This window comes from Sphingomonas sp. Leaf343 (assembly GCF_001423765.1).
Lineage (GTDB): Bacteria > Pseudomonadota > Alphaproteobacteria > Sphingomonadales > Sphingomonadaceae > Sphingomonas.
In genome coordinates this window covers 612,137-627,606 of the sequence record NZ_LMPG01000001.1, presented here as the reverse complement: position 1 = coordinate 627,606, position 15,470 = coordinate 612,137, and the positions used below count along the sequence as shown (strand labels likewise).

13 protein-coding genes are annotated in these 15,470 nt (G+C 67.9%); 5 read left to right on the top strand and 8 right to left on the bottom strand.

Annotated features, from left to right (window positions below; genetic code table 11):
• Positions 1-27 precede the first annotated feature (27 nt).
• Positions 28-1,449, top strand: coding sequence for a metalloprotease TldD (gene tldD, locus ASG07_RS02640; protein ID WP_055841746.1), 1,422 nt, complete (start codon positions 28-30; stop codon positions 1,447-1,449).
• Between the two features lie 358 nt (positions 1,450-1,807).
• Here tldD and ASG07_RS02635 read toward each other — a convergent pair whose 3' ends face one another.
• Entirely contained in the window at positions 1,808-4,081 is a 2,274-nt protein-coding gene (locus ASG07_RS02635; RefSeq protein ID WP_055841743.1) for a CDC48 family AAA ATPase, read from the bottom strand.
• Between the two features lie 299 nt (positions 4,082-4,380).
• On the opposite strand from ASG07_RS02635, the gene ASG07_RS02630 reads away from it, so the two are divergent.
• Positions 4,381-5,262 carry a LysR substrate-binding domain-containing protein gene (locus ASG07_RS02630; protein WP_055841740.1) on the top strand — a complete coding sequence of 294 codons (882 nt, stop codon included), beginning with the start codon at positions 4,381-4,383 and terminating at the stop codon, positions 5,260-5,262.
• 86 nt (positions 5,263-5,348) lie between these two features.
• Here the strand turns inward: ASG07_RS02630 and ASG07_RS02625 are convergent, their stop codons facing one another.
• A complete protein-coding gene (locus ASG07_RS02625; RefSeq protein ID WP_055842927.1) occupies positions 5,349-5,810 on the bottom strand; it encodes a peptidylprolyl isomerase in 462 nt (153 codons plus the stop codon).
• Between the two features lie 119 nt (positions 5,811-5,929).
• Here ASG07_RS02625 and mgtE point away from each other — a divergent pair, with 119 nt between their 5' ends.
• Both mgtE and ASG07_RS02615 read left to right on the top strand, forming a co-directional pair.
• The gene (gene mgtE / locus ASG07_RS02620) at positions 5,930-7,333 is read left to right on the top strand and encodes a magnesium transporter (protein WP_055841737.1); all 1,404 of its coding nucleotides are present in this window, start codon (positions 5,930-5,932) and stop codon (positions 7,331-7,333) included.
• A gap of 41 nt (positions 7,334-7,374) precedes the next feature.
• A complete protein-coding gene (locus ASG07_RS02615; protein WP_055841733.1) occupies positions 7,375-7,779 on the top strand; it encodes a DUF1489 family protein in 405 nt (134 codons plus the stop codon).
• A gap of 30 nt (positions 7,780-7,809) precedes the next feature.
• On the opposite strand, the gene ASG07_RS02610 is transcribed toward ASG07_RS02615, so the two are convergent.
• The 6 genes from ASG07_RS02610 to ASG07_RS02585 form a co-directional block, all read right to left on the bottom strand.
• Complete coding sequence (locus tag ASG07_RS02610) at positions 7,810-8,544, bottom strand: GIN domain-containing protein (RefSeq protein ID WP_055841731.1); 735 nt, start codon at positions 8,542-8,544, stop codon at positions 7,810-7,812.
• Between the two features lie 15 nt (positions 8,545-8,559).
• Positions 8,560-9,318, bottom strand: coding sequence for a head GIN domain-containing protein (locus ASG07_RS02605; protein ID WP_055841728.1), 759 nt, complete (start codon positions 9,316-9,318; stop codon positions 8,560-8,562).
• A gap of 300 nt (positions 9,319-9,618) precedes the next feature.
• Positions 9,619-10,152, bottom strand: a complete 534-nt coding sequence (locus tag ASG07_RS02600; RefSeq protein ID WP_055841725.1) for a CarD family transcriptional regulator — start codon at positions 10,150-10,152, stop codon at positions 9,619-9,621.
• A gap of 226 nt (positions 10,153-10,378) precedes the next feature.
• Positions 10,379-10,720, bottom strand: coding sequence for a ferredoxin FdxA (gene fdxA, locus ASG07_RS02595; RefSeq protein WP_055841722.1), 342 nt, complete (start codon positions 10,718-10,720; stop codon positions 10,379-10,381).
• Positions 10,721-10,817: 97 nt separating this feature from the next.
• Complete coding sequence (locus ASG07_RS02590) at positions 10,818-11,102, bottom strand: RNA-binding S4 domain-containing protein (RefSeq protein ID WP_055841719.1); 285 nt, start codon at positions 11,100-11,102, stop codon at positions 10,818-10,820.
• Between the two features lie 17 nt (positions 11,103-11,119).
• Entirely contained in the window at positions 11,120-13,600 is a 2,481-nt protein-coding gene (locus tag ASG07_RS02585; RefSeq protein ID WP_055842926.1) for a helicase-related protein, read from the bottom strand.
• 212 nt (positions 13,601-13,812) lie between these two features.
• Here ASG07_RS02585 and ASG07_RS02580 point away from each other — a divergent pair, with 212 nt between their 5' ends.
• Entirely contained in the window at positions 13,813-15,285 is a 1,473-nt protein-coding gene (locus ASG07_RS02580) for a M23 family metallopeptidase (RefSeq protein WP_055841716.1), read from the top strand.
• Positions 15,286-15,470: the final 185 nt, after the last annotated feature.

Here is a 15,470-nt window from a genome sequence, read left to right as displayed (position 1 = left end):
TCGCGAACCGGTGCCTATATTACCGGTATGGTATATCTCGATCCCCGCTCCTTCCTGTACCGCGATCTCGCTCCGGAGGCCGCGCAGTCGCTGGCGGCCGATGCGCTGGGCAAGGCGGACGACGGCGAACTCTACCTCCAGTATCGCAAGTCGGAGGCGTTCGGCTTCGACGACGGGCGGCTGAAGACCGCCAGCTACGACACCAACGCCGGCTTTGGCCTGCGTGCGGTGTCGGGCGAGACGACGGCGTTTGCGCACGCTAACGAGGTAAGCGAGGCGGCGATCAAGCGCGCGGCGCAGACGATGGCGCTGATCGACCCGTCCGCCTCCGCGAAGGCTGCGCCGCCGCAGGGTAACAACCGGCATCTCTACACGGATGCCGATCCGCTCGACCTGATCCCCTTCGCCGACAAGGTAAACCTCTGCCAGACGATCGACGCCGCGGCCCGTGCGCGCGATCCGCGCGTGGCGCAGGTGTCGGTCGGGCTGTCGGGATCGTGGAGCGTGGTCGAGATCGTGCGGCCGGACGGCTTCGTCGCGACCGATGTGCGACCGCTGGTACGGCTTAACATCCAGATCGTGGTCGAGCAGAACGGCCGGCGCGAGACGGGCACGTTCGGGATCGGCGGGCGCTATCTCTACGATCGCCTGTTCGAGGACGCGACGTGGAACCGTGGCATCGACGAGGCGCTGGCGCAGGCGCTGGTCAACCTCGACGCGGTCGCCGCGCCGGCGGGCGAGATGACGGTGCTGCTCGGGCCGGGCTGGCCGGGCGTATTGCTGCACGAGGCGATCGGCCACGGTCTTGAGGGCGACTTCAACCGCAAGGGTACGAGCGCATTTTCGGGCAGGCTAGGCGAGCGGGTAGCCGCGCCGGGGATCACGATCGTCGACGACGGGTCGCTGGTCGATCGTCGCGGATCGTTGTCGATCGACGACGAGGGCACGCCGACGCGCGAGACGGTGCTGATCGAGGACGGCATCCTGAAAGGATATATGCAGGACCGGCTCAACGCGCGGCTGATGGGCATGGCGGCGACGGGCAACGGTCGGCGCGAAAGCTATGCCCACGCGCCGATGCCGCGGATGACGAATACGTTCATGAAGGGCGGCAAGGACGATCCTGCCGAGCTGCTTTCACGTGTGAAGCGGGGCATCTTCGCCAAGAGCTTCGGTGGCGGACAGGTCGACATCGTGTCGGGCAAGTTCGTGTTCAGTTGCACCGAGGCGTACATGATCGAGGACGGCAGACTGGGCGCGCCGATCAAGGGTGCGACGCTGATCGGCGACGGCCCGACGGTGCTGACCAAGGTGACCGGAATCGGCAACGACTTCGCGCTGGACGAGGGTATCGGCGTGTGCGGCAAGGGCGGTCAGGGCGTGCCGGCGGGTGTCGGTCAGCCGACGCTGCTGGTCGAGGGACTGACGGTCGGGGGGACCGCGGCCTAGGTTTCGAGTTAGGGCCTCTCGGGTTCTTTGACGCGCCGTTCGCTCGTGGCACCGCCCCACCCCCGGCCCCTCCCCTGAAGGGGAGGGATAGAGCTGGTCTACGGCGCTTGATCCGGGCTTAACCAGCCACCGACCTGTCATTGCTTCGCTCCGCTCGCAATGACGGAATCGAGGGTAAACAGCCCTTTGTTCTGCACTCCTCCGGCGCAGGCCGGGGTCCAGTCGCGGCCAGCTTTGTGAAACTCACTGCCGATGTGGCAACTGGACCCCGGCCTTCGCCGGGGTGGGGCTGGGGATCGGGGTTGGTTCGAGTGCCGAGCGCCACTTACTGCCACCCGTCTCCGCCAGCAAACGCCCCCTACCCCCGCTGAGCCCCCGGGAATGCGAAACCGACCGGCTGGATCGCAGCCGCATCCTGCTTCAGGCGCGCGGCGATCTGTTCGTAGTCGCGCTCCATTTCGGAGGTCACGCTCGCCCGCGCCTCCGCCAGCGCGCCGTCGAAGTCGGCCATCGTCACCTCCGTCGCGGTGCGGGAACGGCGCAGCGCGATCAGGCCGGCGCGGCGGGTGACATCCTCCAGATCGGCACCGGTGAAGCGGTCGGTGCGGCGCGCGATCGCCGCGAGATCGACGTCCGACGCCAGCGGCATCTTGCCGGTCTGGATGCCAAGGATGCGCTCGCGACCCGCCTCGCTGGGAACGCCGACATAGATCAGCTCGTCGAAGCGGCCCGGTCGCAACAGGGCGGGATCGACCAGATTGGGCCGGTTGGTCGCACCGATCACGACGACGGACTGCAATTCCTCCAGACCGTCCATTTCGGCGAGGATGGTGTTCACCACCCGCTCCGTCACCTGCGGTTCGCCACCGCCGGAGCCGCGGGCGGGAACGAGGCTGTCGAGTTCGTCGATAAAGATCACGGTCGGCGCGACCTGACGCGCGCGGGCGAACAGGCGGGCGATCTGCTGTTCGCTTTCGCCGTACCATTTGCTCAGCAGGTCGGACGACTTGGTAGCAATGAAGTTCGCTTCCGCCTCGCGTGCGACCGCCTTCGCCAGCAGCGTCTTGCCGGTCCCCGGCGGGCCGTAGAGCAGGAAGCCCTTGGCCGGACGGATACCGAGCCGGCGGAAGGCGTCAGGGTCCTTCAGCGGCAGTTCGACGCCCTCCTTCAGGCGCTCCTGCGCGGCGTCGAGCCCGCCAACATCCTCCCAGCGGACGTTCGGAGCCTGCACCATCACCTCGCGCATCGCCGATGGCTGGACGCGCTTCAGAGCCTCCAGGAAATCCTCGCGCGTGACCGAAAGAGTATCGAGCACCTCCGCTGGAATCGTTCGTTCCTCAAGGTTCAGACGCGGCATGATGCGGCGGACCGCCTCGATCGCCGCTTCCCGCGCGAGTGCCGCGATGTCGGCACCGACGAACCCGTAGGTGGTGCGCGCCAGCTCGTCGAGGTCGACGCGATCACCGAGCGGCATGCCACGCGCGTGAATACCGAGAATCTCACGACGGCCGCGCTCGTCCGGTACACCAACGACGATCTCGCGATCGAAGCGGCCGGGCCGCCGTAATGCCTCGTCGATCGCCTCCGGCCGGTTGGTGGCGGCGATGACGACGAGGTTCGCACGCGCCTCCAGCCCGTCCATCAGCGTCAGCAATTGCGCGACGAGGCGCTTCTCCGCCTCGCCCTGCACCTGCCCGCGCTTCGGCGCGATCGAGTCGATCTCGTCGATGAAGACGATCGAGGGTGCGGCCTTGGTCGCTTCCTCGAAAATGTCGCGCAGGCGCGACTCGGACTCGCCGTAAGCCGAGCCCATGATCTCCGGGCCGTTGATGAGGAAAAACTGCGCGTCGGATTCGTTCGCAACGGCGCGAGCGAGGCGCGTCTTGCCGGTGCCGGGCGGTCCGTGGAGCAGCACACCCTTGGGCGGCTCGACGCCGAGGCGTTCGAACAACTCGGGATAGCGCAGCGGCAGTTCGACCATCTCGCGCAACTGGTCGATCGTCGCGGCCATGCCGCCGATATCGTCATAGGTCACATCGGCGCGACGGGCGGCCTGAGGCTCCTCATATTCGGGGCGCAGTTCGATTTCGGTATTCTCGTCGATGTGCACGACGCCCTTGGGGCTGGCCGACACGACGATCAGGCGGATTTCCTGCAACGCGAAGGCAGGCGCGTTCATGAAGCGCTGCACGGTCGGGGGCATGTCCGCCACGCGCTGGTGGCCCGCGGTCGCGACGACATCGCCCTGACAGAAGGGCCGGCCGAGAAAGGTACGCTGCAGAGCCGCCCCGGAACCCTGCAGGCGCAGATTGGCCTGCGCCGGGGCGAAGACGACGCGCGTGGCCGGCTTGGACTCGGCGCGATGCACTTCCACAAAATCGCCCGAGCCGACGCCGGCGTTCGCACGCTGGAGACCGTCGATGCGCAGCACCTCCAGCCCCTCGTCCTCCGGATAGGGGCCGACCGCGCGGGCGGGGGTCGATTGCTTGCCGACGATCTCGATCACGTCGCCTTCGCCCACGCCCAGCGCCGCCATCAGCGCGCGCGGCAGATGGGCGAGGCCGCGGCCGGAGTCCTCAGGGCGGCTGTTCGCCACCTGAATCTTGCGTGTCGGGGTTTCGCTATCGGCCATTCCTGCTTCCTTCCGCCAATTCGATCTTGGCCCGGTTCGTTTGGCCGATCCCTTTCGAACGGCAAGCGCGTGAGGTAGGAAGCCGGTTCCGGCGCGGTTAGAGGCCGTGCGGCCGCTCGCGACGAAAAAAAGGGCCGGACCCGAAAGTCCGACCCCTTGAAAGTTTTTAGGAGAGGATGCCTGAAAGGCACGGTCTTTTTGCGTCGCAGCACCCGATGTTGCAAGTGCGAAATACTCCGCTACGATTGCGTTCGATGCAATTCGCGGTATCGCTAACATAAGAAGCGGGAGAGGACGGGATGCGCAGGCTGCCCCCGTTGGGCGCGATCGAGGCCTTCGTGCAGGTCGCGCGTCTGGGATCGATCAAGGCTGCCGCCGAGGAACTGGCGCTGTCCGCGCCGGCACTGAGCCGTCGCGTCCAGTCGCTGGAGCGGTTCATCGGTAAACCGCTGTTCGCGCGGCGGCATCAGGCGATGGTCGCCAATGCGGACGGCGAGCGGCTGTTGCAACAGATCGCGCCGGTGCTGGACCAGCTGTCCGATGCGGTCGAGGCGATGACCAGCGGGACGGAGGTGCTGCGGCTGCGGTTGGGCATCCTGCCGCTGTTCGCGTCGCAGCGGCTGTTCCCCCGGCTGGGCGAACTGCGCGCGACGCATCCCGAACTGCATCTCGACATCGATACGGCGGCGCACGGTATTGCACGACTCGGCGACGGGCTGGATGCGGTGATCGCGCTGGCGCGTGACATCGATCCGTCGCTGTACGGAAAGCGGCTGGACCACAACAAGGTTTACGTCATTGGCTCGCGCACCCTGCTGGAGGGGCCGAACCCGGTGATCGACCCCGCACAGGTCGCGACCCTGACGGCGCTAATCCACCGCGACATGCCCGACACGTTCACCGCGTGGCGCAACGCCGCCGGGCTGGAGGGGATCGAACCACAGGCGGTCGATCATTTCGATTCGGGGCAGCTGATGCTGGAAGCGGCGGCGCAAGGACTCGGCATCGCCTTCATGCTGGAGAGCCATTTCGAGGACGCGAACGATCCGCGGCTGGTGCGCCTGTTCGATATCGAGGTGGAAAGTCCGTACAGCTATTGGTTCGTATGCCGGCCGCGGGCGTTGCAGTTGAAGCCGGTGCGGCTGTTTCACGACTGGCTGGTGAAGACGTTGGGGGCTTGAGGAGCGGGGCAGCCACGAGCCGTCGCGCGGGCCTCGACCCACCCCCAGCCCCTCCCTAGCAGGGAGGGGTGAGGTGAGCGGTGCCGTTACGCTACCCGCGCCTTGACGATCTTGCCGGGCTGGCGGGGGGGTTCGCCCTTGGGCAGCGCATCGATCAGTTCCATGCCGTCGGTGACCTGGCCCCAGACGGTGTACTGCCCGTCGAGGAAGCGGGCGTCGTCGAACACGATGAAGAACTGGCTGTTCGCCGTGTTCGGATCGTTGGTGCGCGCCATCGAGCAGATACCGCGAACGTGCGGCTCCTTGTTGAACTCCGCCTTCAGGTTCGGCTTGTCGGAGCCGTGCATACCGGTGCCGGTCGGATCGCCGCCCTGCGCCATGAAGCCGGGGATGACGCGGTGGAACACGACGCCGTCATAGAAGCCGTCGTTCGCCAGCTCGGTGATGCGCTTGACGTGCTCGGGCGCGAGGTCGGGACGCAGCTTGATCGTGACGTCGCCGCCCTCCAGCGTCAGGGTCAGCGTCTCCGCGGTCGGGGTATCGGTCATATAGTCCACTCCTGAATGGTCGAGCGGCAGATAGGGAGGGAGTGCGCCGCTGGCAAATGACGCTGCACCGCGATAGGGAGCGACCGCAGCGATCAGACCATGCCAACAGGGAGCCGGCGATGAGCGAAAACGAGCTTCCCGAAGCACCGGTCGAGGAACTGGACGAGCTGGACGAGGACGACCGGCTGCGGCCCGAGTTCGTCCGGGCGGTGCTGGATGCGGTCGAGGCGGGCGACGACGAGGGCGCGCGCGCGCTGGTCGAGCCGCTGCACCCGGCCGATATCGCCGACCTGTTCGAGCTGACGCCGCAGGAAGATCGCACCGCCCTCGCCCGTGCCGTCACCGACCTGCTCGACGCGGACGTGTTTGCGGAGATGAACGATTACGTCCGCGAGGACCTGATCGACGCGCTGGAGCCGCATGAGGTCGCGGATATCGCGTCCGAACTCGATACCGACGACGCCGTCGCGATCATCGAGGACATGGACGAGGACGGCCAGCGCGCGGTGCTGCGCGCGATGGAGCCGGACGATCGCGCCGCGATCGAGGAAGCGCTGTCCTATCCGGAGGAATCCGCCGGTCGCCTGATGCAGCGCGATCTGGTCGCGGTGCCGGAGCATTGGACGGTCGGCGACGTCATCACCTATCTGCGCAAGCAGGAGGACCTGACCACCGATTTCTGGGAAGTGTTCGTCGTCGATCCGGGTCACCGGCCGATCGGCACCTGCGCCCTGTCGTGGATCCTGCGTACGCCGCACTGGGTGCCGGTGGGCGACGTGATGAGCCGGGAGCAGACCCTGATCCCGGTCGACATGGATCAGGAGGAGGTCGCGCTCCGGTTCCAGAAATACGCGCTGATTTCCGCCGCGGTCACCGACGGGTCGGGTCGGCTGGTCGGCATGATTACCGTCGACGACGTCGTCCACATCATTCAGCAGGAGGCAGGCGAGGACGTGCTGCGCCTGTCGGGCGCGGGCGACGGCGACATCAACGAACCGATCCGGCTGACGGTGAAGACGCGGCTGACGTGGCTGGTCGTCAATCTGGCGACGGCGATGTTCGCGTCCAGCGTGGTCAAGATGTTCGAGAGTACGATCGCGACCTTCGCGCTGCTCGCGGTGCTGATGCCGATCGTGTCGGGCATGGGCGGCAATGCGGGCACGCAGACGCTGGCGGTGGTGGTTCGCGCGATCGCGACCAATCAACTGACGAGTTCGAACACCCGCTGGATGGTCTTTCGAGAGCTGCGAATCGCGGCCGCGAACGGCGTCATGCTGGGGTTGCTGATCGGCACCGGGACGTTCCTGATCTTCGGACGCGCCGATCTGGCGGTGGTGATCGGGTCGGCGATGGTCATCAACAACCTGACCGCCGGATTGGCGGGCGTGCTGGTCCCCGTCACGCTGGACCGGTTCAGCGTCGATCCGGCGGTATCGTCGGCGGTGTTCGTGACGACATTGACCGATACGATGGGATTCTTTTCGTTTCTGGGGCTTGCAACGCTTTGGGGGCTGCACGGCTAGGCTTGCGGCCCAATGGCGGCCGGGCCACATGACAGCTTCCGATGGCGCTTCACCTGACCAAAGTGGCGTTCGGCGCGCAGAGCGTCGAGCATCTTGCCGAACGGCTCGCCCTGCGCGCGGCGGAGGGGCAATCGTTCCTGACGACGCGCTACCTGCCCAAGCGGCATGAGGAGGTGGCCGGCGCGGGGTCGCTGTTCTGGATCCTGAAACATCAACTGGTCGCGCGATCGGCGATCACCGGGTTCGGCGAGGCGGAGGGCGGGCGCGTCGCCATCTTCCTCGCGCCGCCATTGGTGCTGGTGCAGGCGCGGCCCAAGCGCGCGCATCAGGGCTGGCGCTATCTGGAGGCGACGGATGCACCGGTCGATCTGGGCGGCGACGGGACGGGCGTGGAGGCGATGCCGTCGGATCTGATCGGGAAGCTGGCGGAGCTGGGCTTGATCTGAGGAGTTTCGCGAACTCCTCCGCTTCGGAACCTAACGCTGCTTTCCGCACGCGACCGGGCCGCCGTCGACGGCGCGGATCACGCAGCGGGGGGTGCCGAGGATGGTGACCTGTCCGGTGCCCGCATTCGACACCTGCGCGGTGTAGCGGGCGCGGGCAGTGAGATCGCCGATCCCGTCCGCCACGACGAGTAGTTCGCCCGCGTCGAGGGCCGAGGCGTCGAGTGTCCCCTCCCCGTTTCGGGTAAGCCGCGCCTTGCCGGCGCGACCGGCCAGCGCAATGCGGCCGGTTCCCGCCAGTACCGCCGATACCTCAGCACCGTCGACCGCTGTTGCCTCGATCGCGCCGGAGCCGGAGACGGCAAGAGCGATCTTCGGTCCACGCAGCCGTGCGATCGTCAGCCGCGCCCCCGCCACCGACTGCGCCGATGCGAGCGCGGGCGTCGATAGCGTCAGCCGGATGGGGGCGATTGATCGGCGCTGCCCCTGTCCCACCAGCCCCGAACGACGCCGGATCGTCAGCGTCGCGCCGTCGAGGTGGGCGTCGACGGCCTCGATCGCGTCGACGTCGCCAGCGATGCGAACGGAGGGCGATCCGGTGGTGACGGTCACCTCGAACGGACCGTCGACGCGCAATCGTTCGAAGCTGCCGATCCCCACGGTACGGTCGGCGGCGGATGCGGGACCAGCCGAGAGAGCCATGGTGGTCAGGAGAATGACGGGGATCGGGAACGAGCGCATCACGCTACGCTCGACGATCCCCGCCATCCGATCAAGCCGGGATCAGCCGCAATGGACCTTGCCGCTGCCCATCTTGCTGATCTCGCATTTCGCGCCGCCGGTGATGGTGACATTGCCCGACCCGAGAATATTGATTTCCGCGGTGCGCGTGGCGGTCGCCTGCACGTCGCCGGCACCGGCGATGTTGACCTCCGCCGTTTCGGTGCGGAGCGGTTGCGCGCGGACGTTGCCGGACCCGCCGACCGACACCTCCAGCGAGCGCGCGGTGCCGGCGGCGGCGATGTCGCCCGATCCGCCGATCGCGAACTCCGCCTTGTCGACCTTCATCCCACGGATATCGAGCTTGCCGGAGCCGCCGATATTGCCCTCGAACGAATCGCCCTCCGCCTTGTCGACGGTGATCGTGCCCGAGCCGCCGATGTCCACACCGGTGATGCGCGGCATCGTCACGACGTAGCGAACCTTGCCGGAGCCGTTCCAGTTGATCCCGCGCTTCCAGCCGAGGCTGAGCGCATTGCCGTTCCGCTCGACCTTGATCTTGTCGAGGGTGGCGGGGTCGCCGGTCGCCGTCACGGAAAAGGCGGGACCGACGCGAACCTCGACGTCGCCGCCCGCCGCCAGCCCGACACTGTCGAAATCGGTCACCGCATAGGTGCGGGTGCCGCCGGAGCCGGAAGCGGTCGCACCCACACCGTCGGTCTGCTCGTCGTCGGACGACCAGTTGAACGAACAGGCGGCGACGGGCACCGCCAGCAGCGCGAGGGCAACGGGAGCGAGGAGCGTTCTGGTGCCGAGCTTCATGATGTGTTTCCCCTGTGTATTGTTTGTATAATACACGTCGGGTGAGGCGATGCAAGTAGGATGGCGGTTCGCGCCGTCGCGGCAGATTGCGGCTTTCGCCGGGATGCCGAATTCGGGGCACTGCGGTCGTCAGCTTAACCGTTCGTGCTGGAGTCTGTCGAAGCACAGGTGAGGCTCATGCCCGTCGATGAAATCGGGACGAACGGAAGGGTGGGATCAACATCATGACATCAAGCCCCTGAACGACGAAGGGCGGCCCGTTGCCGGACCGCCCTTCCCGTTAGCCAAGGCTCGACGCCGTCAGGCGGCGGGCTTGTCCTTGTTGTAGATCGCGGCGGCGGCGCGGAGGATCTCCAGGATCTTCTCCTGCGCCTTGGGTTCGTCGAGTTCTTCCATGGCGGCGAGTTCGCGGGCCAGACGGCTGGTCGCGGCCTCGAAGATCTGACGCTCGGAATAGCTCTGCTCGGGCTGATCGTCGGCGCGGAACAGGTCGCGGACCACCTCTGCGATCGACACCAGGTCGCCGGAGTTGATCTTCGCCTCGTATTCCTGTGCGCGGCGCGACCACATGGTGCGCTTGACCTTGGGCTTGCCCTTCAGCGTGTCCATCGCCTCGCGCATCGTCTTGTCCGACGACAGCTTGCGCATGCCAACGCTTTCGGCCTTGTTGGTCGGAACGCGAAGCGTCATCCGCTCCTTCTCGAACCGCAGGACATAGAGTTCGAGGCTGGTGCCGGCGATTTCCTGCTTCTGCAGTTCGATCACGCGACCGACACCGTGCTTGGGATAGACAACATAATCGCCGACGTCGAAAAACAGCGCCTTGGCAGCCATGTGGGGCCTTTCATCGGACCCGCGCCCGGCCTGCCGGCCAAACGGCCAGCGCCGGATCGCGCGTTGGGGAACCCGGGCAACGCCGATCGCGCCCGTCGCAACGACGTTTAGCAGCTTTGCAACAAAATTGCCAGCTTCGTGTCGCACCGCCGCATGACCCGACCGCTCCGTCCCTATCGGGGCTGCCGGGCTCACGCTGTTCGGCGGCCAGCCGGCCGGACGGGCGTCAGTCGCCCGTGCCGGGCTCCGGGCTGAAGAACTTGTCGTATTTGCCCTCGACGCCCTTCATCTCGTCTGCATCGGGCGGCGTCTGGTCCATCTTGCGCGTGACGTTCGGCCATTGCGCAGAGAATGTGGCGTTAAGCTCCAGCCACTTTTCCTGGCCGTTTTCCGTGTCGGGCAGGATCGCCTCGGCTGGACATTCCGGTTCGCACACGCCGCAATCGATACATTCGGACGGATTGATGACAAGCATGTTCTCGCCCTCATAAAAACAATCCACCGGACACACCTCGACGCAGTCCATGTACTTACAGCGGATGCAGGCGTCGGTGACGACGTAGGTCATTGCGAACTCCCGAACCGGCCCATGCCGGCAAGCATTTGGCGGCCATCATCCGGCCGGCGATCATCGCGCGGCGACTAGGCCGCAAGCGTGGCGTGCGTCAATCGCCGTCGCCCTCCTGCGACACGTTATCACCCGTCACGAGATCGGCATAGCAGCCTCGTGCCTCCGCCGGTGGGCCGCGACGGGCGGGCAGCGCCTCCACCCGGACGGCGCGGATGCGCGATCCTTGCGCGAAGGTCAGGATGGCGCCGACACGCACCGCAGCATGCGCGCGATCGATCGGGCGGCCGTCGAGGCGAAGGTGGCCGGTGCCGGCCAGCGCCTGCGCCGCGCTGCGCGTCTTGGCGAGGCGCGCCCACCACAGGAACCGGTCGAGGCGCATGGAGTCGGCGGACGGACTCACCGGGCGAACATCTCCGCAAGGCCCGCAAAGGCGTTGCCGCTGGACGGGGTCGGTGTCGTCGGGCGGGCGGCCGGACGGCCGCGCCAGACCCAGCCGCCCTCCCCGCCCGGGCCGGTCTGACGGAAGCCAAGCTCGGCCATCAATCGTTCGAACGTCGCCGGCTCCAGCCCCATCGATGTCGCCAACGCCGCGTCGGGGACGAACGGTTTGCGACCCTGTCGCGCGTCGTGCGCGGCACGGGCGATGCGCTCGGCCAGATCGACGCGCACGGCCTGCGTCCCCAACGGCCGGAACCCGGCGGCAAGCGTCGCGGCGACGTGACCGCGTGGCAGCACGGTCGCGCCGATCGGCGGTTTCGGCGGCGCGGCGGCGCGCAGGCCGAGCAAGGCGCGTCGCCAGCGGGAGGGTTCAGGTTTCAGGAGGCGCGGGTCGAACAGGTCGAGCGCGCCGAGCGTGATGCCGGCGATCCGGAGCCTGCGGCGATCCTCCTGCGTCAGCGCCTCCAGCGGGCCGCGCAGCGGCAGGCGCTGGGTCAGCCCGCCCGCAGCTTCCAGCGCGGCGGCGACGGTGCGGAGGGCGGGTCCGGCGGCAGGGTCGCGGGCGATGGCATCGAGCGCGGCGAGCGCGGGCACGCGTTTCTTGACAGAGGCGGCGATCCACGTCTCCAGCCGCGCGGAGACACGGTCGCGCGCAGTTCGATCCAGCACGTCGAGGTCGCGATCGAGAACGATGCGCGCGCGCGCCAGCGACACACCGGCGCCCAGCGAGGCGACGGCGGTGCCGTTCCAGCGGATGGTTACATCGTCCAGCGCGAACTCGCCGTCCGCCGCATCCGCCAGCGCCTGCGCCCGGCGCGCGCGTTCCGGCACAAGCCGCTTCTCCGCCGCCGCGAGCAGCATGCGGCGATCGCCACCCCGCGCGCCCGGCTCGACCACGAAACGGAACCCGTCGAGACGACCGATCGGGTGATCCTCGACCGTCACCTCCCCTTGCGGCCCGATCGTCACCGGCAGCGCCCCGGCATCCGCACCGATGCGGCGGATCAGGGCCGTCGTCCTCTTGTCGACGAATCGCTGCGTCAAGCCGGCGTGAAGGCCATCCGACAGGCGCTCCTCGATCGCGCGCGTCCGCTCCGCCCATTCGGCAGGGTCGGCAAGCCAGTCCGGACGCTGCGCGATATAGGCCCAGGTCCGGACTGCGGCGAGCCGACCAGCCAGCGTCTCCACATCGCCGGCGATCGTGTCCAGCCTCTGAATCTCATCGGCGAACCATTGATGCGGTATGATGCCGCGTCCCTCGCTCAGATGGCCGAACAGACGCGAGACGAAGCGTGCGTGGGGATCGAGGCCGACCTTGCGGAAATCGGGCACGCCGCACGCCGCCCACAGACGTTTGACCATCGACGCTGTTCGAACCCGGTCGCGCACCCAGCCCTCGTCCGCCAGCCGCTTCAGCACCGCGAGGTCCATCGCCTGCGGTGCCGCACGCAGGGGCGTTCCGGGCGGCGGGCGGCGTTCGAGCGCAGCGACCAGCGCGTCGATCGAGGACAGGTCGAGCTGCCCTTCGCGCCAGTAGAGTTCTTCAAGCCGGGGAAACCTATGCTCCTCGATCGCCAGGATTTCCTCCGGCAGGAACGCCCCCGGCCCCTCCTCCGTCACCGCGCCGAACGTGCCGTCGCGCTGGTGACGGCCGGCACGGCCGGCGATCTGCGCCATTTCGGCGACGGTCAGGCGGCGCTGGCGACGGCCGTCGAACTTGTTGAGCGACGCGAAGGCGACGTGCGCGACGTCCATGTTCAGGCCCATGCCGATCGCATCGGTAGCGACGAGGTAGTCGACCTCGCCCGCCTGGAACATCGCGACCTGCGCGTTGCGGGTGCGGGGACTGAGCGCGCCCATCACCACCGCCGCTCCCCCGCGCAGGCGGCGCAGCATCTCCGCCACCGCATAAACCTCTTCCGCGCTGAACGCGACGATGGCGGAGCGTTTGGGCAGGCGGCTGATCTTCTTCGCGCCGGCATAGCTAAGCGTGGAGAAGCGCGGGCGGGCGACGATCTCCGCGTCCGGCACCAGCGCGCGGACCATCGGGCGCAACGCTTCCGACCCGAGGATCATCGTCTCCTCGCGCCCGCGCACATGGAGCAGGCGGTCCGTAAAGACGTGGCCACGTTCGGAATCGGCACCGAGCTGCGCCTCGTCGAGCGCGACGAAGGCGGTGTCGTGCGACGGCATGGATTCCGCGGTACACAGGAACCAGCGCGCGCCGGGGGGCACGATCTTCTCCTCGCCAGTGACGAGTGCGACCTGATGTGCGCCTTTCAGCGCGACGACTCGGTCATAGACTTCGCGCGCCAGCAGACGGAGCGGAAAGCCGATGATGCCGCTGGAATGCGCACACATCCGTTCGATCGCGAGATGCGTCTTGCCCGTGTTGGTCGGGCCGAGCACGGCGGTGACGTTCTGAACCGGGGCGGCCATGCCGTGCAACATCGGGCCGCGCGCGTGCTTTCGCAATGATTTGGTTGATGGTCGCTCATCGGCGTAGGACTTGGCATCCCGTCGCAATCGTGCGGCGGCTCGTCGCAGGCACGGCCGCCGCGCGACGCGGTTAATTTGACTTTAGGATGTTGGACCCACAACGATTCCACCCAGCGCCGGGGGGTATCGGCGAGTAACCGAGAGCGTCGCCGGTGTTCCTTCGCAGCGATCATGGCCTGGAGTTCGCCGGCGGCACGAGCGCGCGGGGACTTTCGCCGCGCGGCTTCACGATCCCCGTCCAGCCGGACTGGCGACATACGCTCGCCGCGATCGACTGGGTGCCCGATCTGGGCGCACAGATCGGGACGCGCGACTGGTGGCGCGGCGTCGCGACCTGCACCGCGCTGTGCGCTGCGACATGGGCGTTGTCGCCGGGCTTCGACCGGCCGTTGATCGGTGCCGTACCCGCGCCGCTTCAGGGCGAACAGTGGGACGAGGCGCGCGCGCAGGGCATCGCACCGCTGGCGTGGGGAGCGGACACCGGCAAGCGGATGGCGGCAAGCGACCTCGTCGCACCGCTGGCGCAGGCACCGGAACGGCCGACCGTGGACCTGACGACGACGCTGGGTGACGGCGATGCCCTGGACCGGGCGCTGGTCCGTGCCGGCGTGGGTCGAGGCGAGGCGAAGGAGGCGGCGCGGCTGGTCGCGGGCGCGACCTCGCTGGGCGACATCCCCTCAGGCACGCGACTGGTGCTGACGCTGGGTCGCCGGCCGAGCCGGACGGTGGCGCGGCCGCTGGAGGCGCTGACCTTCCGTGCCCGCTTCGACCTGTCGCTGACGCTGGTACGGGCGGGATCGGCGCTGATCCTGAACAGGACGCCGATCGCCGTGGATTCGACGCCGCTTCGCGTGCAGGGGCTCGTCGGCCAGAGCCTGTACCGATCGGCCCGCGCCGCCGGTATCCCCGCCAAGGCGGTCGAGACGTATATCAAGGCGATGGCGACGCGCGTGTCCATCGGCCGCGACGTACGCGCCGCCGACAGCTTCGACATGGTCGTGGAGCGTGAGCGCGCAGCGACGGGCGAGACGCGGCTGGGCGACCTGATGTTCGCCGGGCTGGACCGCGGCGGCAAGCCGATCCGGCTCGTCCGCTGGACCGCCAATGGCGAACGCAGCGCCGACTGGTTCGATGCGTCTGGTCAGGCGGAGAAGCGCGGCTATGCGGGCATGCCGGTCGCCGGGCGGCTGACGTCCGGGTTCGGGATGCGGATGCATCCGCTGCTGGGCTTCATGAGGATGCACAAGGGGCTGGATATCGCCGCGCCGTATGGATCGCCGATCTATGCGGCGGTCGACGGCGTGGTGCAGTTCGCCGGACGCAACGCCGGTTACGGCAATTTCGTGAAGCTGGCGCACGCGCGCGGATTGTCGAGCGGCTATGGCCATATGAGCCGCATCGCCGTGCGCCCGGGCACCCGAGTGCGGCAGGGTCAGGTGATCGGCTATGTCGGGTCGACGGGCATGTCGACGGGACCGCATCTGCACTGGGAAGTGTGGCGCAACGGCCAGACGATCAACCCGCGCGCGCTATCTTTCACCAGCGTGGCGCGATTGGCGGGCGACAACCTGCGCGCGTTCAAACGGCGCGTGGCGAATTTGCTAGCGGTCACGCCGGGCCGGTAGCGGCTGCGGTCGGCGGGAGCCGGCGTAGGCGTTTCGCGAGGTGCTTCGACTGGGTTCCGCACGAACGGCTCGTGCGGTTAAGCGGCGAATACCGCCGACATGTACGATCGTGATCCTCCCCTGCAAGGGGAGGATCATATAAGCGGTTTGCCTGCGGCTGCCCCTCCGTCACGGCTTCGCCGCGC

What these genes read in the sequence shown, in the direction of transcription:
- ASG07_RS02630 (WP_055841740.1), top strand. Translation starts at nt 4,381, where the DNA reads ATGCGCAGGCTGCCCCCGTTGGGCGCGATCGAGGCCTTCGTGCAGGTC.
- ASG07_RS02635 (WP_055841743.1), bottom strand. Translation starts at nt 4,081, where the DNA reads ATGGCCGATAGCGAAACCCCGACACGCAAGATTCAGGTGGCGAACAGC.
- ASG07_RS02585 (WP_055842926.1), bottom strand. Translation starts at nt 13,600, where the DNA reads ATGGCCGCCCCGGTTCAGAACGTCACCGCCGTGCTCGGCCCGACCAAC.
- mgtE (WP_055841737.1), top strand. Translation starts at nt 5,930, where the DNA reads ATGAGCGAAAACGAGCTTCCCGAAGCACCGGTCGAGGAACTGGACGAG.
- ASG07_RS02605 (WP_055841728.1), bottom strand. Translation starts at nt 9,318, where the DNA reads ATGAAGCTCGGCACCAGAACGCTCCTCGCTCCCGTTGCCCTCGCGCTG.
- tldD (WP_055841746.1), top strand. Translation starts at nt 28, where the DNA reads ATGGTATATCTCGATCCCCGCTCCTTCCTGTACCGCGATCTCGCTCCG.
- ASG07_RS02590 (WP_055841719.1), bottom strand. Translation starts at nt 11,102, where the DNA reads ATGCGCCTCGACCGGTTCCTGTGGTGGGCGCGCCTCGCCAAGACGCGC.
- ASG07_RS02615 (WP_055841733.1), top strand. Translation starts at nt 7,375, where the DNA reads ATGGCGCTTCACCTGACCAAAGTGGCGTTCGGCGCGCAGAGCGTCGAG.
- fdxA (WP_055841722.1), bottom strand. Translation starts at nt 10,720, where the DNA reads ATGACCTACGTCGTCACCGACGCCTGCATCCGCTGTAAGTACATGGAC.
- ASG07_RS02600 (WP_055841725.1), bottom strand. Translation starts at nt 10,152, where the DNA reads ATGGCTGCCAAGGCGCTGTTTTTCGACGTCGGCGATTATGTTGTCTAT.
- ASG07_RS02610 (WP_055841731.1), bottom strand. Translation starts at nt 8,544, where the DNA reads ATGGCGGGGATCGTCGAGCGTAGCGTGATGCGCTCGTTCCCGATCCCC.
- ASG07_RS02625 (WP_055842927.1), bottom strand. Translation starts at nt 5,810, where the DNA reads ATGACCGATACCCCGACCGCGGAGACGCTGACCCTGACGCTGGAGGGC.